The 22,491-nt window shown below is 53.9% G+C and carries 20 protein-coding genes and 1 other annotated feature; of the genes, 12 read left to right on the top strand and 8 right to left on the bottom strand.

Translation table 11 applies throughout. From position 1 onward, the window contains the following. Positions 1 to 9: 9 nt before the first annotated feature. Positions 10 to 309, top strand: a complete 300-nt coding sequence (gene trpR, locus G544_RS0111600; RefSeq protein WP_027274767.1) for a trp operon repressor — start codon at positions 10 to 12, stop codon at positions 307 to 309. Between the two features lie 48 nt (positions 310 to 357). Here trpR and yjjX read toward each other — a convergent pair whose 3' ends face one another. Continuing rightward, positions 358 to 885 carry an inosine/xanthosine triphosphatase gene (gene yjjX / locus G544_RS0111595; protein WP_027274766.1) on the bottom strand — a complete coding sequence of 176 codons (528 nt, stop codon included), beginning with the start codon at positions 883 to 885 and terminating at the stop codon, positions 358 to 360. Between the two features lie 57 nt (positions 886 to 942). Here yjjX and gpmB point away from each other — a divergent pair, with 57 nt between their 5' ends. Further along, positions 943 to 1,590: a 2,3-diphosphoglycerate-dependent phosphoglycerate mutase GpmB gene (gpmB, locus tag G544_RS0111590; protein WP_027274765.1), complete on the top strand. Its 648-nt coding sequence runs from the start codon at positions 943 to 945 to the stop codon at positions 1,588 to 1,590. On the opposite strand, the gene robA is transcribed toward gpmB, so the two are convergent. Next, positions 1,587 to 2,459 carry an MDR efflux pump AcrAB transcriptional activator RobA gene (gene robA, locus G544_RS0111585; protein WP_027274764.1) on the bottom strand — a complete coding sequence of 291 codons (873 nt, stop codon included), beginning with the start codon at positions 2,457 to 2,459 and terminating at the stop codon, positions 1,587 to 1,589. The two genes, gpmB and robA, sit on opposite strands and share 4 nt — an antisense overlap. A gap of 254 nt (positions 2,460 to 2,713) precedes the next feature. Between robA and creA the strand changes: the two genes are divergently transcribed. After that, positions 2,714 to 3,196, top strand: a complete 483-nt coding sequence (creA, locus tag G544_RS0111580; RefSeq protein WP_027274763.1) for a protein CreA — start codon at positions 2,714 to 2,716, stop codon at positions 3,194 to 3,196. 72 nt (positions 3,197 to 3,268) lie between these two features. Here the strand turns inward: creA and arcA are convergent, their stop codons facing one another. Then, positions 3,269 to 3,988: a two-component system response regulator ArcA gene (gene arcA / locus G544_RS0111575; protein WP_027274762.1), complete on the bottom strand. Its 720-nt coding sequence runs from the start codon at positions 3,986 to 3,988 to the stop codon at positions 3,269 to 3,271. Between the two features lie 947 nt (positions 3,989 to 4,935). Next, positions 4,936 to 5,055 (top strand) — a sequence feature (Thr leader region). Positions 5,056 to 5,132: 77 nt separating this feature from the next. Between arcA and thrA the strand changes: the two genes are divergently transcribed. The 3 genes from thrA to thrC all read left to right on the top strand — a co-directional run bounded on the left by thrA (position 5,133) and on the right by thrC (position 9,983). After that, complete coding sequence (gene thrA, locus G544_RS0111565) at positions 5,133 to 7,592, top strand: bifunctional aspartate kinase/homoserine dehydrogenase I (protein ID WP_027274760.1); 2,460 nt, start codon at positions 5,133 to 5,135, stop codon at positions 7,590 to 7,592. A gap of 1 nt (position 7,593) precedes the next feature. Next, a complete protein-coding gene (gene thrB / locus G544_RS0111560) occupies positions 7,594 to 8,523 on the top strand; it encodes a homoserine kinase (protein ID WP_027274759.1) in 930 nt (309 codons plus the stop codon). Between the two features lie 170 nt (positions 8,524 to 8,693). After that, positions 8,694 to 9,983, top strand: coding sequence for a threonine synthase (gene thrC, locus G544_RS0111555; protein ID WP_027274758.1), 1,290 nt, complete (start codon positions 8,694 to 8,696; stop codon positions 9,981 to 9,983). A 324-nt stretch (positions 9,984 to 10,307) separates the two neighbouring features. Here thrC and yaaA read toward each other — a convergent pair whose 3' ends face one another. After that, complete coding sequence (yaaA, locus tag G544_RS0111550; RefSeq protein ID WP_027274757.1) at positions 10,308 to 11,087, bottom strand: peroxide stress protein YaaA; 780 nt, start codon at positions 11,085 to 11,087, stop codon at positions 10,308 to 10,310. A gap of 263 nt (positions 11,088 to 11,350) precedes the next feature. Between yaaA and tal the strand changes: the two genes are divergently transcribed. The 6 genes from tal to G544_RS0111520 all read left to right on the top strand — a co-directional run bounded on the left by tal (position 11,351) and on the right by G544_RS0111520 (position 18,192). Further along, complete coding sequence (gene tal, locus G544_RS0111545) at positions 11,351 to 12,304, top strand: transaldolase (RefSeq protein WP_027274756.1); 954 nt, start codon at positions 11,351 to 11,353, stop codon at positions 12,302 to 12,304. 120 nt (positions 12,305 to 12,424) lie between these two features. After that, the gene (locus tag G544_RS0111540; RefSeq protein WP_027274755.1) at positions 12,425 to 12,889 is read left to right on the top strand and encodes a hypothetical protein; all 465 of its coding nucleotides are present in this window, start codon (positions 12,425 to 12,427) and stop codon (positions 12,887 to 12,889) included. A 243-nt stretch (positions 12,890 to 13,132) separates the two neighbouring features. Continuing rightward, positions 13,133 to 13,714 (top strand): molybdopterin adenylyltransferase, encoded by a 582-nt coding sequence (gene mog, locus G544_RS0111535; protein ID WP_027274754.1) that lies wholly within the window; start codon positions 13,133 to 13,135, stop codon positions 13,712 to 13,714. 230 nt (positions 13,715 to 13,944) lie between these two features. Continuing rightward, positions 13,945 to 15,276, top strand: a complete 1,332-nt coding sequence (locus G544_RS0111530) for an MFS transporter (RefSeq protein ID WP_027274753.1) — start codon at positions 13,945 to 13,947, stop codon at positions 15,274 to 15,276. A gap of 496 nt (positions 15,277 to 15,772) precedes the next feature. Then, positions 15,773 to 17,083: an MFS transporter gene (locus G544_RS0111525; RefSeq protein WP_027274752.1), complete on the top strand. Its 1,311-nt coding sequence runs from the start codon at positions 15,773 to 15,775 to the stop codon at positions 17,081 to 17,083. Positions 17,084 to 17,331: 248 nt separating this feature from the next. Continuing rightward, on the top strand, positions 17,332 to 18,192 hold the full coding sequence (locus G544_RS0111520) for a fumarylacetoacetate hydrolase family protein (protein WP_027274751.1): 861 nt from the start codon (positions 17,332 to 17,334) through the stop codon (positions 18,190 to 18,192). A 57-nt stretch (positions 18,193 to 18,249) separates the two neighbouring features. Here the strand turns inward: G544_RS0111520 and G544_RS0111515 are convergent, their stop codons facing one another. The 4 genes from G544_RS0111515 to ttdA all read right to left on the bottom strand — a co-directional run bounded on the left by G544_RS0111515 (position 18,250) and on the right by ttdA (position 22,277). After that, positions 18,250 to 19,164, bottom strand: a complete 915-nt coding sequence (locus G544_RS0111515) for a LysR family transcriptional regulator (protein WP_027274750.1) — start codon at positions 19,162 to 19,164, stop codon at positions 18,250 to 18,252. A gap of 61 nt (positions 19,165 to 19,225) precedes the next feature. Continuing rightward, on the bottom strand, positions 19,226 to 20,689 hold the full coding sequence (locus G544_RS0111510; protein ID WP_027274749.1) for an anion permease: 1,464 nt from the start codon (positions 20,687 to 20,689) through the stop codon (positions 19,226 to 19,228). 77 nt (positions 20,690 to 20,766) lie between these two features. Next, positions 20,767 to 21,372, bottom strand: a complete 606-nt coding sequence (gene ttdB / locus G544_RS0111505) for a L(+)-tartrate dehydratase subunit beta (protein WP_027274748.1) — start codon at positions 21,370 to 21,372, stop codon at positions 20,767 to 20,769. Then, positions 21,369 to 22,277 (bottom strand): L(+)-tartrate dehydratase subunit alpha, encoded by a 909-nt coding sequence (ttdA, locus tag G544_RS0111500; RefSeq protein WP_027274747.1) that lies wholly within the window; start codon positions 22,275 to 22,277, stop codon positions 21,369 to 21,371. The genes ttdB and ttdA overlap by 4 nt, the downstream gene beginning before the upstream one ends. Between the last annotated feature and the right edge of the window lie 214 nt (positions 22,278 to 22,491).

The following is a 22,491-nucleotide window of genomic DNA, read 5'->3' as shown; positions in this document are numbered from 1 at the left end:
GTTCATAATATGTCACAGGCACAGCGCCAGCAGGAATGGCAAGGGTTCGTCGACCTGTTGGAAAAGTCGTTTGCCAAGGGTAACCAGCAGGATTTGCTGACGTTGCTGTTAACGCCGGATGAACGCGAAGCGCTGGGCACGCGCGTCAGGATTATAGAAGAGCTGATGCGTGGCGAAATGAGTCAACGGGAGCTGAAAAGCGAGCTGGGTGCGGGGATCGCAACGATTACTCGAGGTTCGAACAGCCTTAAAATCGCCGCGCCGGAGTTTCGCGCCTGGTTGGAAGAGACGCTGCTTCCCGGCCGTTAGATAAAAGCGAAGAGACAGGCCGTCCGCTGTGCGGACGGTTTTTTCACATTACTCAAGCGATACCTGATAGATATCATTATGGAAGGGAACGAAGGCCAGCAGCAGCGCCTGGTGATAAACGCTGGTGCGAGACAGCTTTCCGCCGGTGAACAGGCCGATGGCTCCGCCCTGTTGGCCAATGTTTTCGATACCGCTTAGCCGCGACATTTCATCGCCCAGCTCTTTACCTTCCTGCAGGCTTTTTAGCACTATCGGCGGCAGCTTCAGGCTGGCTGAACGGGCCTCGCCTCGGCAAAGCTTATTTTCGATGACAATCCAGGCAAATGTCATATCATCATCAATGCCGGCTTCAATGCCGATCCAAAAGTCGGCTTCGGGGCGAACCTGACGGGCGGACATCACGCGGTGGCGCGCTCCGGTGCGCGTCTCTTTGTCGCCGATAGGCTGATTTGGCACGCCGCTGTCGACCTCGACGCTTTCAAGCCTATAGCTGTCGGGGCCGAACAGTTCGGTAAAGGCCAGGCCTATCGCATTAATTTTTGCTGGATTGGTGGTAGCTGCAATAACGTGGTACATACTCATTACTTTTGAAGCGGTAAGAAGACAATTTTCACAGTATAACGGATAAGAGGCATGACACAGGTATACTTAATTCGACATGGCGAGACAGAATGGAACGTTGCTCGCAGAATTCAAGGCCAGACCGACAGCCCACTTACGTCGCAGGGCGTGCGTCAGGCGCGTCAGGCGGGTAAGCGGCTGAAGCATTTAGGGATCACGCACATTATCGCAAGCGATCTCGGGCGCACGCGACAGACGGCGAACCTGATTGCCGAATTCTGTAACGTTGAGCCGGTTTTTGACGCCCGTCTTCGTGAATTAAATATGGGGATCCTCGAGCAGCGCTTTGTGGATAGTCTGACGGCCGAAGAGGAGCAGCATCGCCTGCAAATCCTGAACGGAAATCCGCTTGGCCGAATCCCGCAGGGCGAATCTCTCACCGAGCTTACTGAACGCATGAAGTCCGCACTGGATGAGTGTATCCGCCTACCTCAGGGGAGCCGCCCGCTGCTGGTCAGCCACGGTATCGCGCTAGGAAGCCTGCTTGGCTGCGTGATTGGATTGCCGCCCTATGCCGAACGGCGCCTGCGCCTGCGCAACTGCTCGCTGTCGCTGGTGGAAAGCCAAAACAGCCCGTGGCTGGCGCCGGGGTGGGTAGTCGAGTTCGCCGGCGATACCCAACACCTCGTAGAAGATAGCCTTGATGAGATCCAGCGCTAGCGCTGGATCGGAATCATATAGGCAGCGGTAATCACTGAAGGTGGTTCTCTGTCGACGACTCGCAAGTTTTTAGGGTAGAAGATCTCAATATCGGCCCCTTTGCGGCGGGTTAGCTTCAAAAGCGGCAGGCAGGTGCCGTAAAGAGAGAGAATGAACTGCTGTAAGCCGTCCGGCGCGCCGTTGTAGCGAAACAGCGCGTATTCTCCTTCAGGAATGATAACCGGCTCGCCCTCAACGTTCGGCGGCAGGTGCTGTTCTTCAAGCGCGGTCGTGTAGAACACCTCCTGCTCGTCGTCTTTTTCCTGGCTTGGTTGAGTATGGTGCAGCCCGTAAAGCACGGGAGGAATTTCTACCAGTCGATCGCCCAAATAGTGTTTCCAGAACTGAGTGCGAATTTCCGCTCTGGATTTCATCAAGTCTTCAAGCGTACAGGTATAGCTCTGCGTCATGCCGATCAGGCGCCTTTCCGGCTGAGTGACGTATTCGACCGGCACCAGGTTGTTGCCCGAAAGCTTGATTGGCGGGCAAATGCCGACGGCGCTCCAGGTATCCGAACGGCGATAGAATGCCGGCGTTTGAGAAAACTGCTTTTTGAACGCGCGAGTAAACGTCTGCTGGGAATCAAAGCGATACTGTAAGGCAACGTCCAGAATAGGGCGAGACGTCAGGCGAAGGGCTACGGCCGCTTTTGAAAGGCGGCGGGCGCGGATGTAGGCGCCGATGGCCTGACCCGTTACGTCTTTAAACATTCTCTGTAGGTGCCATTTGGAGTAACCTGACTTTGCTGCAACGTTATCCAGTGCAAGAGGTTGATCCAGATGACTTTCCAGCCAGTCCAAAAGATCGCGGATAATACTGGCTTGTTCCATAAAAAGACTTCCTCATAATATAGAGCATGTTCTACAGAGTGACAGATCGGCTTGGGGGAAGGTCGCTATTCCCGAAACTATTTAGGTAATGACACAGTTGCCGATATGGAATAGCACTTTTTACCAAGTTAGCGATGCTGACGCAATACCCGGCATGAAACAAGGTGTTGCTATACTGATGCTTAGGATTTTATTCAAATCTGGAAAATAATTTTTCCTAATAACGTCAACCATCATATCTATCGGAGAAACGTATGAGGAAAGGGATTCTGGCCGTGGGCCTGCTTGCTTTATCCTACGTTGGCTACGCCAGCGCTGAGCAAATCGGCTCAGTGGACACCGTGTTCAAATTGATAGGGCCGGATCATAAGATTGTTATAGAAGCGTTCGACGATCCTGACGTTGCAAACGTAACCTGCTATCTAAGCCGAGCGAAAACTGGCGGCATCAAGGGAGGGCTTGGGCTTGCGGAGGACACCGCCGACGGCGCGCTTTCCTGCATTCAGGTTGGTCCTATTGCGCTCAGCGATAAGATAAAAAGCCGCAAGGCTGACGGCGAGACGGTGTTTAAAAAGCGCACGTCTATCGTATTTAAGTCCATGCAGGTCGTACGCTTCTACGACGATAAGCGCAACACGCTGGTTTATCTGGTTTACTCCGACAAGCTGGTGGACGGTTCGCCGAAGAATGCGCTAAGCACGGTGCCGATCATCCCTTGGGCGCAGGGCGAGAAGTAGGCCATTCGAGATAAATAAAAAAGCCTCCGAATGCGGAGGCTCTTAGCGTTTGTTGGCAATGGCCGAATCGGCTTATTCTTCCAGATCGCCGCAGAAACGGTAGCCTTCGCCGTGGATCGTCGCGATGATTTCCGGCGTATCCGGCGTGGATTCGAAATGCTTACGGATGCGGCGAATGGTTACGTCAACCGTACGGTCGTGCGGCTTGAGCTCACGGCCGGTCATTTTCTTCAGCAGCTCTTCGCGAGACTGGATTTTGCCCGGATTCTCGCAGAAGTGCAGCATGGCACGGAATTCGCTGCGCGGCAGCTTGAACATCTCGCCTTCCGGATTAATCAGCGAACGGCTGTTGATGTCCAGCGTCCAACCGTTGAAGCGGTAATTTTCTACCTGCCGGCGCTCTTCGCTTCCGGTCGCGCCAAGGTTCATGGTGCGAGAAAGCAGGTTTCTTGCGCGGATGGTCAGTTCACGTGGGTTAAACGGTTTAGTGATATAGTCGTCAGCGCCAATTTCCAGACCAAGGATCTTATCGACTTCGTTATCTCTGCCGGTCAGGAACATAAGGGCGACCGCCGCCTGTTCGCGTAATTCCCTCGCTAACAGCAGGCCGTTTTTACCGGGTAGGTTGATATCCATGATAACCAGGTTGATGTTATGGTCGGACAAAATCCGATGCATTTCTGCACCATCATTGGCTTCAAAGACAACGTATCCTTCCGCCTCGAAAATGCTTTTTAACGTGTTACGAGTTACTAATTCGTCTTCAACGATCAGGATATGCGGGGTTTGCATGTCTGTTACCTAAGTTTGCCAACAAAATCAAATTGTAATATTACAGCGATCTGAATTAACGTCAGGGTACGATAGCGATCGTTAACCCAGACCACTGCACACAGTAAGGGACGAGTCCCTCCAATGCTATTCCCGTCATACTTCAAGCCGCCTTCATTCAACTTGAATTATTTAGGGTATATTTCAAATTTCAACAATCTCTGGTTCGGCTAAAAGTAACTACCTGACACACCCGTGATTTGTTAAAACCGATCGCCTGCAGCCGTTTTATGCGGCGTAATATAACAGGAGTCTCTCTTTTACCAATCAACAAAATTGGGGCTTGTTGATATATGTCAATAATAGTTATAGCACATTAGCCGATTTGTGAGAAAAATCTACAAATTTTGCGCATATGAATCGCTATTTTTTGACCTTTTTCTCACATTTTATTCTCATTTCAAAACGTGTGTCATTCGCTTTGGGGCCATGATTTTCCTACATAAGCCCTGTTTTTCATAGCGAAATTGGTACTTTTTGTACCGTTAGCCGTTTATTGCATTCTTGTTTATAGAATGATTTTATTTTAACATATCATTATCATTTTTGCCACATAATCGATAAGCCACATTTTCCGCAAAGTGGAATATAATTATTTAAATAACATAGTGATACTGAATCCTGTCAGCAGCCAACTAGTAAATAATGCTAATAAAACGTATTTAACTGGTTAAATAAATTAGTAATCATTTGAAATGAAGATAATTTTATGGACAAATAATTGTATTTATCCTTAATTGTATGATTATTATCGGTAATATATTGATATTTTAGCGCGCTAGTCATTAAGATAAGTGGCTTTTTTCGTTGAAAAATGAAAAAAAAGTTGACTCTGGTAAGCATTTGCTTTAACCAATATAGGGCGCTAGTTAAAGCACACATCACAGAGATAAACGATATTATGTACAGCATCAGCTTGGCTATTATTACCACCACCACAACCGATACCACAGGTAGCGGAGCGGGCTGACGCGTAAAGAGAATCTAAAAAAGCCCGCACCGTTGAACCGAGTGCGGGCTTTTTTTTGGCTGATTTTTAATGGTTTTTCTAGGGTAAAAGCCACAGTAAAAAAATCGAATACTAAACAGGCAGGAGAGGCCGAAAATGCGAGTTCTGAAATTTGGCGGTACATCAGTAGCAAACTCCGAGCGCTTTATGCGCGTAGCGGACATCATCGAAAATAATGCGCGTCAAGGCCAGGTTGCTACGGTTCTTTCCGCTCCTGCAAAGATAACCAACCACCTGGTAGCGATGATTGAAAAAACCGTCGCCGGTCAGGACGTCATCACCAACATGCGCGACGCCGAACAGATCTTTTCAGAACTGCTGAGCGGCCTAGCGCAAAGCCAGCCTGGGTTTGAGGCTGGCGAGCTCAAGCGTTTGGTCGAGCAGGAGTTTGCTCAGCTAAAGCACGTGCTGCACGGTATCTCTCTACTCGGCCAGTGTCCCGACGGCGTAAACGCCTCGATCATTAGCCGCGGTGAAAAGCTGTCTATTGCCATCATGGAGGCCGTATTTAAGGCTCGCGGCTATGAAGTCACGGTTATCAACCCGGTGACGATGCTGCTGGCGCACGGCCACTATCTGGAGTCTACCGTCGATATCGCCGAGTCCAGCCGTCGCCTGAAGGAAATGGCGATCCCCGGAAACCACGTCATCCTGATGGCCGGCTTTACTGCGGGTAACGAGAAAGGCGAGCTTGTCGTGCTTGGACGCAACGGTTCCGACTACTCCGCTGCGGTGCTGGCCGCCTGCCTGCGCGCGGACAGCTGTGAGATCTGGACCGACGTCGACGGGGTTTATACCTGTGATCCCAGATCGGTACCGAGCGCCAGGCTGCTTAAGTCGATGTCCTATCAGGAGGCGATGGAGCTATCCTATTTCGGCGCTAAAGTCCTCCACCCACGCACTATCGCTCCCATCGCCCAGTTCCAAATTCCCTGTCTGATAAAAAATACCGCTAATCCTCAGGCCCCCGGGACGCTGATTAGCCGTGAAAGCGGCGACGACCGCTATCCGGTCAAGGGCATTACTAACCTTAACAACATGGCGATGGTAAACGTGTCCGGCCCGGGAATGAAAGGCATGGTCGGCATGGCGGCGCGCGTGTTTTCCGTGATGTCTCGCGCAGGCATTTCGGTGGTGCTGATCACCCAGTCTTCGTCTGAATATAGCATCAGCTTCTGTATTCCTCAGGGCGAGCTGGCGCATGCGCAAAGAGCGCTGGAAGACGAGTTCTATCTGGAGCTGAAAGACGGCCTGCTGGATCCGCTGGACGTCGTAGAGCGGCTGGCAATTATCTCGGTTATCGGCGACAACATGCGTACGCTTCGCGGCATGTCGGCACGCTTTTTCAGCGCATTGGCCAGGGCGAATATCAACATCGTCGCCATTGCGCAAGGGTCGTCCGAGCGATCCATTTCCGCCGTCGTCAGCAACGACTCGGCGATCACGGCGGTCAGAGCCAGCCATCAGGTGCTGTTTGAAACCAACCAGGTGCTGGACGTTTTCGTCATTGGCGTCGGCGGAGTCGGCGGCGCGCTGCTGGATCAGATCCAGCGCCAGCAGCCGTGGCTGAAGCAGAAAAACATCGACCTTCGCGTTTGCGGCATCGCCAACTCTCGCGGCATGGTGACCAGCACGCTGGGCATCCCGTTGGAAAACTGGCGTGAAGCGCTGGCCTCTGCAGAAGAGCCGTTTAATCTCGGGCGACTGATCCGCCTGGTGAAGGAGTATCATCTGCTCAATCCGGTCATTGTCGACTGCACCTCAAGCGAAGAGGTGGCCTCACAGTATGCCGACTTCCTGGCCGACGGCTTCCACGTTGTGACGCCGAACAAGAAGGCCAATACCGGCTCGATGAACTATTATCATCAGCTGCGTCAGGCAGCCAGTGCGGGCAACCGCAAGTTTCTGTACGATACTAACGTCGGCGCGGGGCTGCCGGTTATTGAAAACCTGCAAAATCTGCTGAACGCAGGCGATGAACTGTTGCGTTTTTCCGGTATCCTGTCCGGCTCGCTGTCGTTTATCTTCGGTAAGCTTGACGAAGGGCTTAGCCTGTCCGACGCGACCAAGCTGGCCAAGGAGAAGGGCTACACCGAGCCGGATCCGCGTGACGACCTCTCTGGAATGGACGTCGCCCGCAAGCTTTTGATTCTGGCGCGCGAAGCTGGCTATACGCTGGAGCTGGACCAGATCGACGTAGAGTCGGTGCTGCCCGCCTCGTTTGACGCCAGCGGCGACGTCGCGACCTTTATGCAGCGCCTGCCGCAGCTGGACGCCGAGTTCGTCCAGCGCGTACAGGCCGCAGCCAAAGAGGGTAAAGTTCTGCGCTACGTCGGCATGATTGAAGACGGCCAATGCCGGGTGAAGATTGACGCGGTGGATGATAACGATCCGCTGTTTAAAGTGAAAAACGGTGAAAACGCGCTGGCGTTTTACACCCGCTACTATCAGCCTCTGCCGCTGGTGCTGCGGGGCTATGGCGCAGGCAATGACGTAACGGCGGCGGGCGTATTCGCCGACCTTCTGCGTACCCTGTCGGGAAAACTGGGAGTTTGACATGATTAAGATTTATGCGCCTGCCTCAATTGGCAACGTCAGCGTCGGTTTTGACGTACTGGGCGCGGCGGTATCGCCGGTTGACGGAACGCTTTTAGGCGACTGCGTGAGCGTTGAGGCCGCCGAAAGTTTTAGCCTTAGCAACAGGGGGCGTTTCGTCGGCAAGCTTCCCAGCGAACCTAAAGAAAACATCGTTTATCAGTGCTGGGAGCTGTTTTGCGAACGCCTCGGCCGCCAGCTGCCGGTGGCGATGGTGCTGGAGAAAAACATGCCGATCGGCTCCGGCCTCGGCTCCAGCGCCTGCTCCGTCGTAGCGGGGCTGATGGCGCTGAACGAATACTGCGACAGGCCGTTTGATGAAACGGCGCTGCTGGCGATGATGGGCGAGCTGGAGGGAAGAATTTCCGGCAGCGTTCATTATGACAACGTGGCGCCCTGCTATTTGGGCGGCATGCAGCTGATGCTGGAGGAAAACGGCATTATCAGCCAGCCGGTGCCGGGCTTTGACGAATGGTATTGGGTGATGGCCTATCCGGGCATCAAAGTGTCTACCGCCGAGGCGCGCGCCATTTTGCCGGCGCAGTATCTGCGGCAGGACTGCATTCGTCACGGACGCTATCTGGCCGGCTTTATTCATGCCTGCCACACTCAGCAGCCGCTGCTGGCCGCCAAGCTTATGCAGGACGTTATCGCCGAACCTTACCGCACCCGCCTGTTGCCCGGCTTCGCCGAGGCGCGCAAGGCCGCTCAGGACATCGGCGCACTGGCGTGCGGCATTTCCGGGTCTGGCCCGACGCTGTTTACCGTCACCGATCGCTTGGATACGGCGCAGCGCCTTAAGGTTTGGCTTGAGAAAAACTATGTGCAGAATGAAGAAGGCTTCGTTCACGTTTGTCGTCTGGATACCGCAGGCGCGCGCCGACTGGATTAAGAGCCTATCCCATTAGGCTATTTTGCTTGCCAGTTTTGGCTTGGGCAGTGCTCGAAATCCTCACGTACTACGTGTACGCTCCGGTTTCTCCGCGCTGTCCGCGCCCAAACTGACTGCGCCAATATACGCCTACTGAGATAGGCTCTAATTAACGGAAATTAGCAAACACAATGAAACTGTATAACTTAAAAGATCACAACGAACAGGTCAGCTTTGGTCAAGCGGTGCGTCAGGGGTTAGGAAAGCAGCAGGGGCTGTTTTTCCCTGCGGAGCTGCCGTCGTTTGACGCATCGGAAATCAACGAGCTGCTGGAGATGGATCTCGTTAGCCGCAGCGCCCGCATTCTTTCAGCCTACATCGGCGATGAGATCGCGGCCAAGGCCGTCGCCGAGCGCGTAGCCAAGGCGTTCCAGTTCCCCGCTCCGGTGGTGAGCGTTGAAGAGGACGTCGGCACGCTGGAGCTGTTCCATGGCCCGACGCTGGCGTTTAAAGACTTCGGCGGGCGCATCATGGCGCAGATGCTGGCGGAGGTCGCGGGCGACAAGCCGGTTACCATTCTGACCGCGACGTCGGGCGATACCGGCGCAGCGGTGGCTCACGCCTTCTACGGCCTGAAAAACGTTCGCGTGGTGATCCTGTACCCGAACGGAAAAATCAGCCCGCTGCAGGAGAAGCTGTTCTGTACGCTTGGCGATAATATCCACACCGTCGCTATCGATGGCGACTTCGACGCCTGCCAGGCGCTGGTGAAGCAGGCGTTTGACGACGAAGAGCTGAAGGCGGCGCTGGGCCTGAACTCCGCCAACTCCATCAACATCAGCCGCCTGCTGGCCCAGATTTGTTATTACTTTGAGGCCGCGGCGCAGCTTAGCCAAGATCAACGCAATCAGCTGGTGATCTCCGTTCCCAGCGGCAACTTCGGCGATCTGACGGCGGGTCTGCTGGCCAAGTCGATGGGGCTGCCAGTGAAGCGCTTTATCGCCGCGACCAATGCCAACGATACGGTGCCGCGCTATCTTTCCAGCGGTAAGTGGGAACCGCACAAGACGGTGGCGACGCTTTCTAACGCCATGGACGTCAGCCAGCCCAATAACTGGCCGCGCATCGAAGAGCTGTTCCGCCGTAAAGAGTGGCCGTTAAGCGCTTTAGCCTATGAGGCGGTCAGTGATGAAACTACGCGCGAAACGATGCGTGAACTGGCGAAGAAGGGCTATACCTCCGAGCCGCACGGCGCTATTGCCTATCGTGCGCTGCGTGACAGCCTGAAAGAGGGCGAATACGGCCTGTTCTTGGGAACGGCGCATCCGGCCAAGTTTAAGGAAGTGGTTGAAGAGGTTCTGGATACCGAGCTGCCGCTGCCGAAAGCGTTGGCGGACAGAGCCGAGCTGCCGCTGCTGTCTCACTATCTGCCCGCGGATTTCTCTCCGCTGCGCGGTTTTTTGATGGCGCTGCCGAAGTAAGACATTGTTAAGCAAAGGGCCCGCTTGTTCATGAAATCGGCGGGCTTTAGAGTGTTAGCAAATATTCTAAATTGGCTTCAGTGGATATTCCGACCGTAATTACATTGTGCTGATATCACCGATGTGCCCGGTCGGAAGAGCGCTTGTATTAGCTATGGGAGTGCGTCGGGCATAGCCTTCCTAGGGGCGCTTCGTTGGCTTGCGCCAAGTCGACCCCAACGGAAGACTCTCCCTCCGTTTAGCTTTTTAAAACCTTTGTCTGCAATCTCAAAGGCCCGCTTAATGCGAGCCTTTTGCATTTGAAGGGCTTATTGGAAAACGCTTTTAGGCGTACTGCTCTGGGCGCTTAAACACCAGCTCGTTGCCGGAAGAGGCGCCTTCGTCAAACTGATAGCCCTCGAGATTAAAGTCCATCAGCTGATGCGCATCCGTAAGGCGATTTTTGATAATAAAGCGGCTCATCAGGCCCCGCGCCTTTTTGGCGTAGAAGCTGATGATTTTGTACTTGCCGTTTTTCTCATCGAGAAACACCGGTTTAATGAGGGTCGCATTTAGCGCGTCGGTCTGCACCGCCTTAAAGTATTCATCGGAGGCCAGATTGATGAATATGCGATCGCCCTGTTCGTCGAGCGCCTGATTAAGCTTATCAGTAATGCGCTTGCCCCAGAAGGCGTAGAGGTCTTTACCGCGCTCGTTCTCAAGCTTGGTTCCCATCTCCAGCCGATAGGCCTGCATCAGGTCGAGCGGGCGCAGCACGCCGTAAAGGCCTGAGAGCATGCGCAGATGGCTTTGAGCGAAGTCGAAGTCCTGCTCGCTGAAGTCTTCAACGTGCAGCCCGGTATAGACGTCGCCTTTGAACGCCAGCAGCGCCTGGCGGGCGTTCTCTGGTGTAAATTCGGGCGTCCATTCCGCAAAGCGGGCGGCGTTAAGGCCGGAGAGCTTGTCGCTTATCCCCATCAGGCTTGCGATCTGCGCAGGGGTAAGTTTACGACAGCGTTTAATCAGTCGTTCAGACTGGTCCAGCATTTCGGGTTGCGTGTAGCGCTCCGTGACCAGAGGGCTCGTGTAGTCCAGCGTTTTGGCAGGGGAGATAGCGATAAGCATTGTCAGCTCCTGAGAATACGATTATCCGCCACTTTATCAGAAATCGATCGTTAAAAAATCGATAGATTCAATAGGATAATTGGCGAGGCCGAATTGTGAATGATTTTTTATTTTTACTATCAGTGAGTTAATTCAAAGCCTGTGGGTTAGCAGAGGCTTTGGTTTGGCAAGCCGTAAGCGACATCGTTGCGCCCGAAATAAGTCATGTTATTATCATTCGGTGATAATTAACCACGGCCCACCGACTTAATACGAGAGCGATCATGACTGATAAACTTACCTCTTTACGTAAAATCACCACGGTAGTAGCGGACACAGGCGATATCGCCGCAATGAAGCTGTACAAGCCGCAGGATGCCACCACCAACCCTTCTCTGATTCTGAATGCGGCCCAGCTGCCGGAATACCGTAAGCTGATTGACGACGCAATCGCCTGGGCGAAGGGGCAAAGCAGCGACCGTGCGCAGCAGGTTATCGACGCCTCCGACAAGCTGGCGGTGAATATCGGTCTTGAGATCCTCAAACTTATCCCGGGCCGTATTTCAACGGAAGTTGACGCGCGCCTGTCCTACGACACCGAGGCTAGCATCGCTAAGGCCAAGCGCCTGATTAAGCTTTACAACGATGCGGGCATTACTAACGATCGCATTCTTATCAAGCTGGCTTCAACCTGGCAGGGCATCCGCGCCGCCGCTCAGCTGGAAAAAGAGGGCATTAACTGTAACCTGACCCTGCTGTTCTCCTTTGCTCAGGCGCGCGCCTGCGCCGAAGCGGGCGTCTACCTGATTTCTCCGTTCGTTGGCCGCATTCTCGACTGGTACAAGGCCAACGGCGAGAAGAAAGAGTTCGCGCCGGCAGAAGATCCGGGCGTAATTTCCGTGGCCGCGATTTATGAATACTACAAGCAGCACGGCTACAGCACCGTCGTGATGGGCGCAAGCTTCCGCAACTCCGGCGAGATCCTTGAGCTGGCGGGCTGCGACCGCCTGACCATCGCACCGGCGCTGCTTAAAGAGCTGTCCGAAAGCCAAGGCGAAGTTGAGCGCAAGCTGTCCTACGCGGGCGAAGTCAAGGCGCGCCCTCAGGCGATTACCGAAGCCGAGTTCTACTGGCAGCATAACCAGGATCCGATGGCGGTAGAAAAGCTGGCGGACGGCATCCGCAAGTTTGCTATCGACCAGGAGAAGCTGGAGAAGATGATTGTTGGGCTGATGTAATCGACAATCTGTGCTGGCTTTGGTCTGCCGAATACAAGAAGACGCCTGCGGGCGTCTTTTTTACGATTAGAGGCTACGCCTTCTGATTTGCCGACTGGTCATTAATAAAAGGGACAATTTATGACGCGACTACCGAGAGCGATATTGGGTGGATTCCTACTGATGGTGTCAGTTTTTGCTCATGCCTGTCCGGAACTTCAGGGGAGTTATAAAATAGAGGGGCAGACCGATCTTTATATCCAAAAGCAAAGCGATAGCAGTTACCTTGCGATGGTTGAGTCGGCAAACCGTCAGCCCAACTTTATGCCTGTCATTGTGCCGGAAAAAGAGCAGCTCAGAGAGGAGTCGTTTCCCGAATGTACCGTTATCATTAAGGGCGCGGGGTTGTTAATGCCTTCTGATAAAAATAAAACTTATAGCGTCTCGTCTGAATCGCAAAATTATCTCACCGAGAAGAAGCCTGGAACGCCGTTTGTCATCATGTATATGGCAGGTTTTCAGTCGGATGTTTTTGGGGTTGAGAAAATATCCGATGATATTCCTTCGTCGATTGTTGATATTTACCTCAAAGCGGGAGGCCATTAGGGCACCATGTCATCCGTTTGAGGGATAGCGATTCCAATGACGGTGATTGCTGTATTGCACGGCTGCTTTATTTATCCCATTTTCTCGCAGTTACATTGCTGTACCGGTCTTTTGACCGGTATTTTTTCGCCCCTCATCACGCCCTTCACCGCTCAACACTGCAAAAACCGCCACAATCAGCGTATGATACGCGCCATATAAATAGGGTTTAGCAACAGGGTTCAGCGAGCAACAGAGGTAACTATGAATAAACTACGCATCGGTCTGGTTTCAGTGTCTGACCGCGCTTCCAACGGCATTTATCAGGATCAGGGGATCCCCGCGCTGGAGTCGTGGCTACAGGCCGCCGTCAGCAGCGAGTTTGAAACCCTAAGCCGCCTTATTCCCGATGAGCAGGCCATGATTGAAGAGGCGCTCTGCGAGCTGGTGGACGAGCGAGGCTGTCACCTGGTGTTGACTACCGGCGGAACCGGCCCGGCGCGGCGCGACGTTACGCCGGACGCGACGCTGGCGGTGGCCGATCGCCTGATGCCGGGGTTTGGCGAACAGATGCGTCAGATTAGCCTGCACTATGTGCCGACGGCGATCCTTTCGCGTCAGGTCGGCGTTATTCGCAAGCAGGCGCTGATCGTTAACCTGCCGGGGCAGCCGAAGTCGATAAAAGAGACGCTGGAAGGCGTTAAGGACGAAAGCGGGAAGGTGCTGGTATCGGGCATTTTCGCCAGCATTCCTTACTGCATTCAGCTGCTGGACGGCCCCTACGTGGAAACTCATACCGACGTCGTTGCTGCCTTCCGCCCCAAGAGCGCCATTCGCGCTAAATAACATAGCGCTTCTCTTTAAATAAGCCCGATTGCGTAGCCCGCAGTTGGGCTTTTTTTTCTCTGAAAACCTATTTTTCTTTTCTCATCAAAATATTAACTCGGTTTCTTCACGTTTTTACAAAATAGCTGCGTTCTTTGCTGGTGTATTGTTATGATTACGATATAGTAAAAAATATTTTACATGAATTTTCATATTATTTTTATTCACCCTATGGCAATAGATGGTTTTTTATGATTCAGCAAAAAAATCGCCCTCTGAACAAGCAGGATTACAAGACGTTAACGCTGGCCGCCCTGGGGGGGGCGCTGGAGTTTTACGACTTCATCATTTTCGTCTTCTTCGCCGTGGTTATCGGCCAGCTGTTCTTTCCCAGCGAGATGCCGCAGTGGCTGGTGCTGATGCAGACCTACGGCATCTTTGCCGCTGGCTATCTGGCTCGCCCTCTAGGCGGTATCATCATGGCGCACTTTGGCGATTTGGTTGGCCGCAAGCGGATGTTTTCCTTGAGCATTCTTCTGATGGCGCTGCCAACGCTGGCGATGGGCATGCTGCCGACCTATGAAACCATCGGCATTGCCGCGCCCCTGCTGCTGCTGTTGATGCGCATCCTGCAGGGCGCCGCCATCGGCGGGGAGGTGCCGGGCGCGTGGGTGTTCGTCGCGGAGCACGTGCCGAATCGGCGCATTGGCATCGCCTGCGGCGTTTTGACCGCTGGGCTTACGATCGGCATTTTGCTGGGCTCTTTTATCGCCACGCTGATTAACTCGTCAATGAGCATCGAAACCATCCATCAATACGGCTGGCGCATTCCGTTCTTCATGGGCGGCATTTTTGGCCTGGTGGCCATGTATCTGCGCCGCTGGCTGAAAGAGACGCCGGTATTCGTTGAAATGCAGCAGCGCAAAGCGCTGGCTGCCGAGCTGCCGCTGAAGTCGGTCGTAATGAACTATCCGCGTGCGGTAGTAGTATCCATGCTGCTGACCTGGCTGCTGTCGGCGGGGATCGTGGTTGTGATTCTGATGACGCCCAACTACCTGCAAACGCAGTTCGGCATCGATCGCGTTATCGCTCTGAAGGCTAACAGCGTAGCGATTATCGCGCTGTGCGTGGGCTGCGTGCTCTCAGGGCTGGCGGCGGACCGCTTCGGCGCCAGTAAAACCTTTATCGGCGGCAGCCTGATGCTGGCGGTGGCAAGCTGGGTGTTCTACCACTCGGCGACCAACGTCGACCTGCTGTTTATCACCTATGGCATCGCCGGGCTGTGCGTGGGCGTCGTTGGGGCGGTGCCGTTCGTGATGGTGCGGGCCTTCCCTGCGGTGGTTCGCTTCTCCGGGCTCTCTTTCTCTTATAACGTTTCTTACGCTATCTTCGGCGGGCTTACGCCGGTATGCGTGACCTACATTATGAAGCTCACGCCGATGGCGCCGGCCTATTACGTTCTGGCGCTGTCGATTATGGGCTTTCTGTTAGGCGTTTATCTGCGCAACGATTTAAACGAAACGGAAGCCCCGCTCGTCAGCGCGGCGCCAAAGGTGGAGGAAGGCTCTACCGTCGTGGGATAAAAAGAAAGGCGCTTTCGCTTTAAGCTTCTCGTCATTTTACTACTCAACGCTGCGCCTCGGGCTTTGCCCGGGGCGCGGTCGTTATTTAAATCCTCTAACCGCTTTCGGCCTTTTATAATTATTAACCTGTTAAAATTCATTCTATTGCGCTATCAAAAAAAGTATTAATGGCGGCTATCGTATTAAATTTGTCAAATGTTGATTTTTATCACAATTATTAACGATAATTATGGCCCGTAAAGACGAGAAAAAGGGTAAGGAAGTCGTTTTTGTAGACAAATTAATTCAATGTATTTCATTGCGATAGTATTTTTTCTTCAGTATTTACCGTACTTATATTTAATTAAATAGATAATTCTAATTTTTTATATAATTCCGATGGGATGATTATCCCGGCGCGGCGGCGCATATTTTCCGTGAGCAGTGTTTTGAATCTTATTCGTAACAGGCAAAAACAAAGCGACTAAGGCGTTCTCAACCACACCGGGAAATGACTATGAATAACTCTATGGAACAAATAACGCTGAAGAAAATTACGTGGCGAATCGTCCCCTACGTCATGCTGGTTTATTTCATCGGCTTCTTCGATCGCATCAACATTGGCTTTGCGGCGCTGACCATGAATCAGGATCTCGGCTTTTCAGACGCGGTCTTTGGATTAGGGGCAGGGCTGTTTTTTCTCGGCTACTTTATTTCGGACGTTCCTTCCAACATTATTTTGCAAAAGGTCGGGCCGCGCATTTGGCTGGCGAGGATCCTTATCAGCTGGTCCGTTATTACCGCTTGCATGATGTATGTAGAGACGGCGACCGGGTTTTACGTTGTGCGTTTCCTGCTGGGCGTTGCGGAAGCGGGCTCTTTCTCAGGCATTATCCTCTATTTGAGCACCTGGTTCCCCGTTAAGCGCAGGGCGCAGGTGATTGCGCTGTTTATGGCGGCGGCGCCGCTGTCGGCGATGCTGGGCTCTCCGCTGGCCGGGGCGATTCTCAGCATGGACGGCGCGCTGGGGCTTCGAGGGTGGCAACTGATGTTTTTACTGTGCACCATTGCCGCCGGCGTTATGGGCGTGTTTACGCTCTTCTACGTGAACGACCGCCCGGAGAAAAACCGCTGGCTGACGGAGCAGGAAACCCAGTGGCTGATTGGTACTCTGGCGGCGGAAAAGCAAAATCAGGCAACGGCGGTAAAAACCAGCGTTTGGAAGGGACTGACGGACATTCGCGTGCTTACGCTTGCCGTGGTTTATTTCGGCACCTCGGCCGGGCTTTATTCTCTTAACATCTGGTCGCCCCAGTTCATCAAGTCCTTCGGGCTGACGACGCTACAGATTGGCTTTGTTAACGCCATTCCTTCGGCGCTGGCGGCTATCTCCATGATCCTGTGGGCAAGGCATTCGGATAAAACCAAAGAGCGCACCTGGCACGTGGTTTGCGCCTGCCTGCTGGCCTGTGCCGGATTTGTCCTGACGGGCTCGGCTCAGATCTTGCCGGTCGCGATTGTGGCGCTGGTGATGGCGAATATCGGCATTTCTTCATGCAAGCCGCCGCTTTGGAGCATCCCCTCCCTCTTCCTCTCAGGGCCAGCGGCAGCTGCGGGGCTTGCTGCCATCAACGCTATCGGCAACCTGGGCGGGTTTGCCGGACCGACCATTATCGGCTGGCTAAAGGAGACGACCGGGGATTTTTCCGCTGCGCTTTACTGCGTTGCCGGAATGCTGGTGATATCTGCGCTGCTGACCCTGCTGGTTGATTTTAACCGCAGAAGGCAGGAGAAGAGGGCGTCTCTTTCTCCCGAGCTGAGCAAGTAAACCCGAGGCGCTGTCCGGCACGTCGGCATTATCAAACGTAGCGGCGTGTCGGGTATGTTGAAAATTAACCAAATTAAATAATTTAAATAAATAATCATTTACATTGATGCTAACTATTTCTTCAAAGAAAATGACGACGCCTTATTTATGCGCAGCTGTGTGCAAGTACGTGCGCGGGTAATTGACTGTAGAAACATAATGAATTAACGAGTCAGATTTTTAACAAACAGGCTATACGAGGCACGAATATGAAGCTATTGAGCTTTATTAATCCGACGACGGGAAATAAAACCTGGGGGCGGGTTGAGGGTAATCAGGTTTATGATTTAGGAAAACGCTACAGCGCCTATTTTCCCGATCTTAAGTCGGCCATTGCAGGGCGGATTTTAGAAGAACTCAAAGAAATGAAGCTGGAACAGGCTGACTTTAACCTGGAGGACATTCAGTTTTTACCCGTAATAGAAAACCCGAAGAAGATCTTTTGCGCGGGCATGAACTATATGGAAAAGCGCGTTGAGTTTGAGCAAACCATCAACGCGCCGACGCTGTTTATTCGCTTTCCCGATTCACTTGCCGCTCACGACGGAGCGCTCTGTAAGCCCGATGAAAGCAATGAGTTTGACTATGAGGGCGAGCTGGCCGTCGTTATTGGAAAAGATACGGATAACGTCTCCCGTGAAAACGCGCTGGAACACATCGCGGGCTACAGCTGCTTCATGGACGGCTCGGTGCGCGATATGCAGTTTACCTGGTTTACTTCAGGTAAAAACTGGCGAAAAACCGGCGCGTTCGGGCCGTGGCTGGTGACCAGCGACGAAATCACCGATCCGCAGGATCTCACCATCAAAACGTTTTTGAACGGCAATCAGGTTCAAAACGACTCAACGGGCAATATGGTTAACTCTATTGCTTGCCTGGTGGAGTACATTTCTCGTTTTAGCCCGCTGGTGGCCGGCGATGTGATTATTACCGGCTCGCCCGGCGGCGTAGGTAAAAAGCGCAACCCGCCTCTGTTTATGCAGGAAGGGGACGTCATCGAGGTAGAAATTGATAAAATTGGCCGCCTAGTGAACAGGGTGTCTGCGCTGTCGGCGGTGCTGTCTCGCTGAGGCTATTTCGGCCGGGTGCAGTTCGCCCGGCCGGAAGGCTTAGCCGTTCTCTATCTTCTAGCATCGCGCTGAAACTTTCTCCAGCTCTCGGCTAACGATGGACATCATGTTGTCCCGCGCTTCATCGCGTATCCCCTTCACCCAGACGGCGGCGACGGGCAGCATTTTCCGCACGTGCTCATACTCCTTCGCCAGAGGGACAAAGCTGACGTTAGGCAGGGACATCCGGGTTACCCAGCGGGGCATCACGGCGCCGCCTATCTCAGCCGCCACCATGTTTATAATGGTCTGCTTTTCGTCGCCGATTTGTATCAGAAGCGGCTTGAGCCTCGCGTTTTGGAACAGGTTTAGCGTAAGGTCGTGGCTGTGGGGGCGCACCCTGCGCTGCGGCACGATAAGCGGAATGTCTGCCAGATCCTCAACGCGAACTTCGTCAAGCCGCGCCAGCGGATGCCGGTCGGAGATGGCCAACACGATGTCTTCATAAAACAGAAAGCGGCTCTCCAACCCTTCGTTCTGGCGCTCCGCCGGGCGAATGAAGGCAAGATCCAGATGCCCGGACTGAAGCTTGGGCAGTAGCCTTGATGTTTTATCTTCTACGATTTGGATGTCGACGTCCGGATGAGCGCTGCGAAACGCGTGCAGAATTGGAGGGATCAGGCTTACTGCCGTGCTGTCTATGGTGCCGATGCGAAGCCGGCCTCCCTGCTGGCGGCCTAGCTTCTGAAAATGCTGTACCAGGCTGTCGGTCCCGCTGACGATGCTTCTGACTTCATCAAGAAACAACCGCCCGTGGGGCGTCAGGGAAACGTTGCGGGTCGAACGCGTCAAAAGCCGGATGCCCAGCTCTTCTTCCAATAGCTTAACGTAGCGACCCAGTGCCGACGGCAGCATATCCAGCTTTTGCGCCGCGTGGCCGAAATGGAGTTCGTCGGCAACGGCAATAAAACACCGGAGTTGATTGAGTTCCACGGTAGCCTCCTCGTTATGAATAAAGCCGACCTGACGCCGGCTTTCGATATCGGACTGCGCCTTATGCCAGCACCAGCGGCATCCAGAGCAGGCCGGTGGCTATCAGCAGCACAAGGAACACGGCGCCGAAAATGGCGCCGAGCCGCCAGTAGTCAGCGGTGGGCAGATAGCCGCTGCCGTAGTAAATCGGGCTGGGGCCGGTAGCGTAGGGCGTAAGGATGCTTCCCAGGCCGATAGCTGCGCCTACCATTAGGCAGAAGACCGGCAGCGACATGTCCGGCATCGCCATGGCGGCGGCGATCATCATCGGCGCCAGCGCGGAGGTATAGGCGGTGGCGCTGGCGAAGAAGTAGCGCAGCAGGTAAAACGCCGCGATCAGCGCTACCATAACTCCCAGCGGCGAGAACCCGCCTAGCCCTCGAGCCAAAAGCTGGCCGAACCAGGCGATAAAGCCGGTGTTGTTCAGGCCGGTCGCCAGCGTAATGAGGGACGCGAGCCAAAAGAAGACGCTCCAGGCGGACTTATTGCTGATGATGTCCTCCCAACTGATGATTTTCATCACCAGCATCAGCGCGACGATGCCGTAGCCTACCATTGCCGCGTCGACGTACTCTCCGCCAAAGATCCACAGCAGCAGCGCGCCGAGCATTAGCGCCAGCATCCACTTTTCGCGACGAGAGAGCGGCCCCATCGATTCGAGCTCTTTTCCCGCCCACTTAGGCTCCTGGTCGCCTACCTTAAGCGTCGGCGGATACAGCACGTAAGCAAGCCAAGGCACCAGCAGAATCAGGAGGATGCTAAGCGGCAGCATGCCCAAAAACCAGTCGCCCCAGCTCAGCGCAGAGCCTGCCGCGCCCTTCATCAGTCCGGCCAGGAGCAGGTTCGGCGCCATTGCGGTCAGGAAAATCGCGCTGGTGACGCAGTCTGCGCTGATGCCCATCCACATCACGTAAGAGCCGATGCTGCGGGCGCTCGCGGAGTCGGGCTTGGAGTCGTAAAGCGGCGGAAGGTTGCGGATGATGGGATAGATTATCCCTGCGCCTCGGGCCGTGTTGGACGGAGTGACGGGAGCCAGCACCAGTTCGGACAGCATCACCGCGTAGCCTAAAAACAGGGTTTTATGCCCCATCTTTTTTACCAGCATCAGGGCAATGCGCCTGCCGAGGCCGGTTTTTTCGTAGCCGATGCCGAACATAAAGGCGGCGAAGATAAGCCAAATAACCGAGTTGGAAAACCCGGATACCGCCCAGGAGAGAGCTTTAGAGGTAAATTTGAATCCGCCCTGCGACATCTGTTCCGGGCTAAACAGCAGCCACGGGGATAAAATCGCGATAACGGAAATGCCGATCATCGCGACCACCGCGCCGGGGACAGGCTCAAGAATAAGGCCTGCAATCACGCCCATAAATACGGCGAAGTAAAGCCAGGCGTGAGCGTCCAGACCGGCGGGCGCCGGCATTAAGGCAAGAAGAATACTGACAACAGGCGGCACAAAATACCGCCAGTAGTTGCGGAACGTAGCCATTGTGGTGTCCTGTAAAAGGAGAGAGTCGTAGCGCCCAGAGAAATGGAAATAGGCGCTACTTCTGTCTTATCGAGTTGTTATTTTATGTAGTGAACGTGCTCACAGATCTCTTCGACGATCGGTTCGCGGCGCTCGGCGAACAGCTTTTTATTGTCGGAAATCAGGTTATTGCCGTGCGTATCGATAGAGACGATAAGCGGGCCGAACTCTTTTACGCGGCAAACCCACAGTGATTCAGGCATGCCCAGCTCGGTCCAGTGCACTTCTTCAATTTCTTCAACCTGAGTTGCGGCCACGACCGCGCATCCGGCAGGGAAAATGACGTGCAGCGCCTTGTTCTCTTTACAGCCGGCTTCGGTCAGCGGCCCCATGCCGCCTTTACCTACGATAAGCTTCACGCCGGTCTGCTCGATAAACTCTTTCTCAAACGCTTCCATACGCATGCTGGTAGTCGGGCCGATGGAGACCATTTCCCAGCCGTCGCCTTTTTTACGCACGATAGGGCCGGCGTGGAAAATCGCCTTGCCGCGCAGATCGTAAGGAATAGGGCGCTTGAGCTCGATAAGCCTGCGGTGGCAGACGTCACGGCAGGTTACCAGCGTCCCGGTCAGGTAAATTACGTCTCCTGCGCGGATATCCTTCAGGTCGTCGGCGCTGATGGGCGTAGTCAGGATCTTTTTCATAGCGTGCTCCGAGTGTGGGAAATGTTTTCAAACGACAGGTCTGGATGGACAAGCAGGGTTCCGCGGCGGTGAGCCCAGCAGCCGGTGGAAACGGCGACGCCGATCGTCGACGGGTGGCGAGCGGCGGACTCAATGTGTACGCCCATCACGGAGCTGTTGCCGGTCAGTCCCTGCGGGCCAATCCCCATCTTGTTGAGGCCTTCTTCCAGGCGCAGCTCGAGTTCCGCCGCCTTAGGATTAGGGTGTCGGGTGCCGATGGGGCGCAGAACCGCTTTGCGCGACAGCACCGCGGCGGTTTCAACCGAGGTGGCGATCCCAACGCCGACCAGCACGGGAGGGCAGGCGTTAACCGCCAGCGTAGAGATGTTTTCAAACACGAACTTCACTACGCCTTCATACCCCTCGGAGGGCATAAGCACTTTTGAGCGGCCGGGCAGGGTACAGCCGCCGCCGGCCATGTAGACTTCAATTTCCGCATCGTCGCCGTCCGGAACGATGTCCCAGGTCACCCAGGGGACGCCGCTGCCGGTGTTTTTGCCAGTGTTCACCTCGTCAAAGATTTCCACCGCGTTGTGGCGCAGCGGCGCTTTCACCGTGGCGTCTTCGACGGCCTGCTTTAATACGGCCTGCAGTTCACCCAACAGCGGAAAACGGCTGCCGACCTTGACGAAAAACATGATTTCGCCGGTATCCTGGCAGGCTGGCCTATTGAGCTCTATCGCCTTTTCCATGTTGTCGAACATGGTGTGGTAGATGATTTTTCCCATTTGGGAGGTTTCAGCGTCTCGCAACGCCTTCAGCTTATCGACTACGTCATCCGGCATACGCGTTGAGATCATCGCGGTAAAGTCAGCGACGATCTGCGTCAGTTTGCCGACGGCTTCCTGTTTGTTTTGTGTACTCATGGACATTACTCCAGCTCTTGAATTCATTGGGGGTAAAACGAAAAAGAACGAAAACGTCATGAGGAAACTACCATGGAAAGTAGGGTTTTATTTTTTCTAGCGCCGTGAATGATCGATTAGCGTTTTGTTAATTTACCCTTGGAATTAGATGGATTCTGGCAATTCCACATAAATAAAAGGGTTTTTGGAGCCGCACTTGGCAAATTCCGGCGGG

The sequence above is a fragment of the Leminorella grimontii ATCC 33999 = DSM 5078 genome (assembly GCF_000439085.1).
In the GTDB taxonomy this organism is placed as follows: Bacteria; Pseudomonadota; Gammaproteobacteria; order Enterobacterales; family Enterobacteriaceae; genus Leminorella; species Leminorella grimontii.
Note: the sequence above shows the minus strand (reverse complement) of the source record. Positions and strands in the feature narration are given on the sequence as shown.